The organism is Caldibacillus sp. 210928-DFI.2.18 (assembly GCF_020554505.1).
Lineage (GTDB): Bacteria > Bacillota > Bacilli > Bacillales > Caldibacillaceae > Caldifermentibacillus > Caldifermentibacillus hisashii.
The window spans coordinates 1-4,028 of the sequence record NZ_JAJCHL010000150.1; the positions used below are offsets into that span (position 1 = coordinate 1).

Consider the following 4,028-nt stretch of genomic DNA (forward strand, 5'->3'; position numbering starts at 1 on the left):
ACCTACACTTGCTGAATATTTTAAAACTGTGAGGGAAGAAGGATTTGAAAAAGGAATTGAAAAAGGAAAAATGGAAGAAAAAAGGAATTTAGCTGCTGAGCTGTTACGGGAAGGTTTTTCAGTTGAAAAAGTGGCAAAAATGGTGAAGCTGAGTCTCGATGAAGTGAAAGAGATAGAAAAAATTTGTGAATGATTTTAGCCAAAAAATCGGGTTATCTACTCATATTACGTATCGGTAAAAAAAACTTCCTAGACTGCCTATCCATAATAAAGCTTGCATATAGTCAAAGGCAGTCTATCCCTGCAAATAGCTAGACAGAGATAACCTACTTCCTACATCAATCACAATGGTAGCCAAAAACTACTTTGCATTACAACATAGTTTTGTTATAAATTACCACTTGTGCCATTGTCAACAAAAAAGTATTATTTTTGACTTTTTAAAAATAAAAGGAAGAACGATTTGTCCTTCCTCATAACTGAACGTTAAAAACCATACTCAGCTTCCTTCACCTCGCGAATCTTTGCAAAAGTTTCCGTCAACACAACCGTATCTTCCACTAAGCGTTGAATTCGGAAAATAACATCATCGTTAATAATTTCTTTCCGATAAAAATCTTTTTCTTCTATAAAAACATATGATTGAACAATTTGTGCTTTCATGTACGATAAAATGGGCTTTAATTGTTGCTCGGCTATTAAGTAATGTTTTGATGTTCCGGCTGTAACAATAATACTGACGATTTTCCCCTCAAATGCCCTTTCCGGAAGCAAGTCAAAAATATTTTTCAATGTTGCTGGAATTGATGCTTGGAATATTGGCGTCCCTATGATAATGGCTTCTGCATCCATAATCGTTTCTGTTACATATTTTGTGTCACCTTCATATTCCCAATAATTGCGACCATCACTAAATTGAACATCATATTCCGCTAAATCAATTAACGTTACTTCAGTTTCCGGATAATTTTCCTTCAATTCTTTTAATGTGGCATCCATTGCCGTTCTTGTTTTTGAACCAACTTTTGACCCGGATAATCCGACAACCTTCATTCTTTGCCCCCCTCAACTATTGCTGTATATTTTTTTATTGCAGGTAGAATTTCTGTTCCGATTATATCGATATTTCGTTTAATTCGGTCAAAAGGCACACCCCCAAAATCCATTTGTGCCATGTATCGTTGATGTCCGAACTGTTCATGTTGATAGAGAATTTTTTCAATGACTTGCTGAGGGCTGCCGACATTCATTATGCTGCGTTGGTCTGCGCCTTGGGCAAATAATTGTTTCGCAAAGCCGCGGCCGTTCGTTCGTTTCATTCCTTCATTTATGTGAGGGTAATATTCGCTTAATGCTTGCTGGGTTGTTTCTGCTGTATAGAAAAAGCCGGTTGTTGCAACTGGGAAATCTGTCGGATCAAGCCCACGCCGAGTTAGCGCATCACGATATGCATCAATCGACTGTTTAAAGTAAGATGCAGGACCGCCAAGCATTGCTAGGGCCATTGGAACACCCTGATAACCGGCTTTTATTGCACTGGCAGGAGTTCCGCCCACCGCACGCCAAATTGGCATTGACCCTTCTTTTGGTCGTGGAAGGACTTTTGCATTTTTTAATGGTGCTCGAAACTGCCCATTCCAATTAACCACTTCATTTTCATTGATTTCCAATAATAATTCGAATTTCTCTTCAAATAATTCCTCATAGTCCCGTAGATCATAGCCAAGCAGTTCAAAGAGCCCGACTCTTGACGCCCGTCCGGCAATAATTTCAGCACGGCCATTTGAGATTAAATCAATTGTTGCAAAATCTTCGTAAACTCGTACTGGGTCTGACGTACTAATAATTGTTGAAGAGCTGCCAATTTTTATTTTTTCCGTTGCTTGAGCAATCGCAGCTAACACGACTGAATGTGCTTGAGTGGTAAAATATTCTTGATGGCTTTCTCCAACACTTATAAAGTCGACTCCGGCCTGCTCTGCAAGTTTGGCGATCTCAATAATTTCTTGCAACCGCTGTTGAGGAGAAATCCGTTTCCCCGTATAAGGATTTGCTAAATGATCCCCTAGTGTATAGATACCAAACTCCAAGCCTTTGCTCGGATCTATCCGATATTTTTCCATACCCATCTTTATTACCTTCTTTCGTACACATTTACTTCATAATAATATTTCTATATATCAAATTGCAAATGATGAATTCGATATAAACCTTTGTAATATCATTATAAGTTACAATCAATATCCATGTAAGTACGCAAAAAAAAGTGGTATAGTATACAAAAGGATACTACTGGAGGGATTCGAATGAATATCGAACCGAATTTATGTCGGGTTGAAGATGCCCTTGAAATAATTGTTGGCAAGTGGAAACCGATTATTTTACTCCATTTATTAAAAAATGGAACAATGCGCTTCAGTGATTTAAAACGTAGCATCCCCAATATCACCCAAAAAATGTTAACCAAAAATTTACGAGAATTGGAAAATGAAGATATTATTGAGCGTTTCGTGTATCCACAAGTTCCCCCAAAAGTCGAGTACTCCATTACGGAATATGGAAAGGAACTTGAACCATTATTACATGCAATGCATAAATGGGGTGTGAAGCATGCATTGCATAAACAGCAGTATAAATTTATATGAGGTTTATTTATTTAGTTTGGAAAAGCTCGTCTAAAACTAAAGAATTAACCGAGCTTTTCCATAAATTTATATTTTTTTTAGTAACGCGCAACACTCTACATGCAACGAGCGGGGTGGATTGATGTCTTTTACATTGTCGGTAGTCGGAAACAAGTCAAAGGCACTTTTTGCACTATCGGTAGGCGGGAACACGTCATCTATATCCACATATTTGAAACAGATTATATTCTATCCCTAGCTCGAATTTGTCAATGAGCCTGCTAACTCAAAATATTACAGTAACTCAACCCCTTAACGGGGATGTTTATCTTTTATTCTTTTTTCTTCTACTACCCATTCTTTTTCGAACAATTCTTTATATTTATACGTGCCACCACTCGCATGTTTTCTCAAATAACCGACTTCAAACAATCCATCCCAACATACATGTATATGTTCATAATTATGATAATTAAACTCATTGGTACATATCGGTAGAGCTACTTTCTCATCATTTACTTTCATTAGATGGTATGGATATTGGTGCTCTAAAACAACATTGTTCTGCTGGATTTTCTTCGAATTTTTACTCCAGCACATCAACAAAAATTGTACGCTATTAAACCTAAATATGTATGAAAGTTGTAAATCAGGGAACTCCTCTTTTTCTACATTTTCATTAAGAAAAATCTGCCCTGTTTCATAATCGATATTTCTTATTGTACTATTTGAATAAAACAAAGGATTTTTGCACCAACGTAATTTCAAATTTCCAAACATGGCTTCATGCATAGGAGAGACATTAATCGCTAATCCACATAGTACTGTCACATTTTCCTTCGGAGCATTATCACATGGATTCATAATGTAATGCAGTATTTCCTTATCAAAAAAAGAGCAATCTTCTTTATGAGACCGGCTATCATTAAATGCATATTTTAATAGCATTTTCTGAATCATCACATAGTCATATTCTATCTCAACCGTATCGTCTTCATTATATCTTCTCGTAAAATATTGGCTAATAAATTCTTTTGCATAGCTATCAATATAGGCAATTTTATTATTATTGCAATCAGCACATACATCTTTAACCATTGGGTCTGCTTCGTGTATTACGCTTCTGGCATCATCAAATGTTAAAAAGCATTCTGGAAATAAATTTAGAACCGCACTTGAAATTATATGTTCTTTAGTTCCTTTCGCTTCTTTCCCACAATATGCACATTTCATATATTACCCCCCTCATATTACACATAGAGATAAAATCTCGTTTCAATCAAAGCTCGATTACGTAATATTTACGACCGTCACTTAAGTCCTGCCAGATAAAATCATATCTGCTTGTTAATGCAATGCTATCTTTATTTTTTCCTACACCTGTTGGCTTAAAAATACAACCGT

4 protein-coding genes and 1 pseudogene are annotated in these 4,028 nt (G+C 36.2%); 2 read left to right on the forward strand and 3 right to left on the reverse strand.

Going from position 1 to position 4,028, the window contains the following annotated elements:
- Nucleotides 1–193: pseudogene (locus LIZ98_RS17000) on the forward strand (hypothetical protein); the annotation flags it as partial.
- Between the two features lie 293 nt (nucleotides 194–486).
- Here the strand turns inward: LIZ98_RS17000 and LIZ98_RS17005 are convergent.
- Together LIZ98_RS17005 and LIZ98_RS17010 are read right to left on the reverse strand one after the other, a co-directional pair.
- Entirely contained in the window at nucleotides 487–1,053 is a 567-nt protein-coding gene (locus LIZ98_RS17005) for an NADPH-dependent FMN reductase (protein WP_034768147.1), read from the reverse strand.
- Nucleotides 1,050–2,123: an LLM class flavin-dependent oxidoreductase gene (locus LIZ98_RS17010; RefSeq protein WP_034768160.1), complete on the reverse strand. Its 1,074-nt coding sequence runs from the start codon at nucleotides 2,121–2,123 to the stop codon at nucleotides 1,050–1,052. The genes LIZ98_RS17005 and LIZ98_RS17010 overlap by 4 nt, the downstream gene beginning before the upstream one ends.
- Nucleotides 2,124–2,306: 183 nt before the next feature.
- On the opposite strand from LIZ98_RS17010, the gene LIZ98_RS17015 reads away from it, so the two are divergent.
- Entirely contained in the window at nucleotides 2,307–2,645 is a 339-nt protein-coding gene (locus LIZ98_RS17015) for a winged helix-turn-helix transcriptional regulator (protein WP_034768145.1), read from the forward strand.
- Nucleotides 2,646–2,936: 291 nt separating this feature from the next.
- Here the strand turns inward: LIZ98_RS17015 and LIZ98_RS17020 are convergent, their stop codons facing one another.
- Entirely contained in the window at nucleotides 2,937–3,857 is a 921-nt protein-coding gene (locus tag LIZ98_RS17020; RefSeq protein WP_227140356.1) for a hypothetical protein, read from the reverse strand.
- Between the last annotated feature and the right edge of the window lie 171 nt (nucleotides 3,858–4,028).

Coding starts and splice junctions, on each gene's coding strand:
- LIZ98_RS17010 (WP_034768160.1), bottom strand. CDS start 2,123: ATGGAAAAATATCGGATAGATCCGAGCAAAGGCTTGGAGTTTGGTATC.
- LIZ98_RS17005 (WP_034768147.1), bottom strand. CDS start 1,053: ATGAAGGTTGTCGGATTATCCGGGTCAAAAGTTGGTTCAAAAACAAGA.
- LIZ98_RS17015 (WP_034768145.1), top strand. CDS start 2,307: ATGAATATCGAACCGAATTTATGTCGGGTTGAAGATGCCCTTGAAATA.
- LIZ98_RS17020 (WP_227140356.1), bottom strand. CDS start 3,857: ATGAAATGTGCATATTGTGGGAAAGAAGCGAAAGGAACTAAAGAACAT.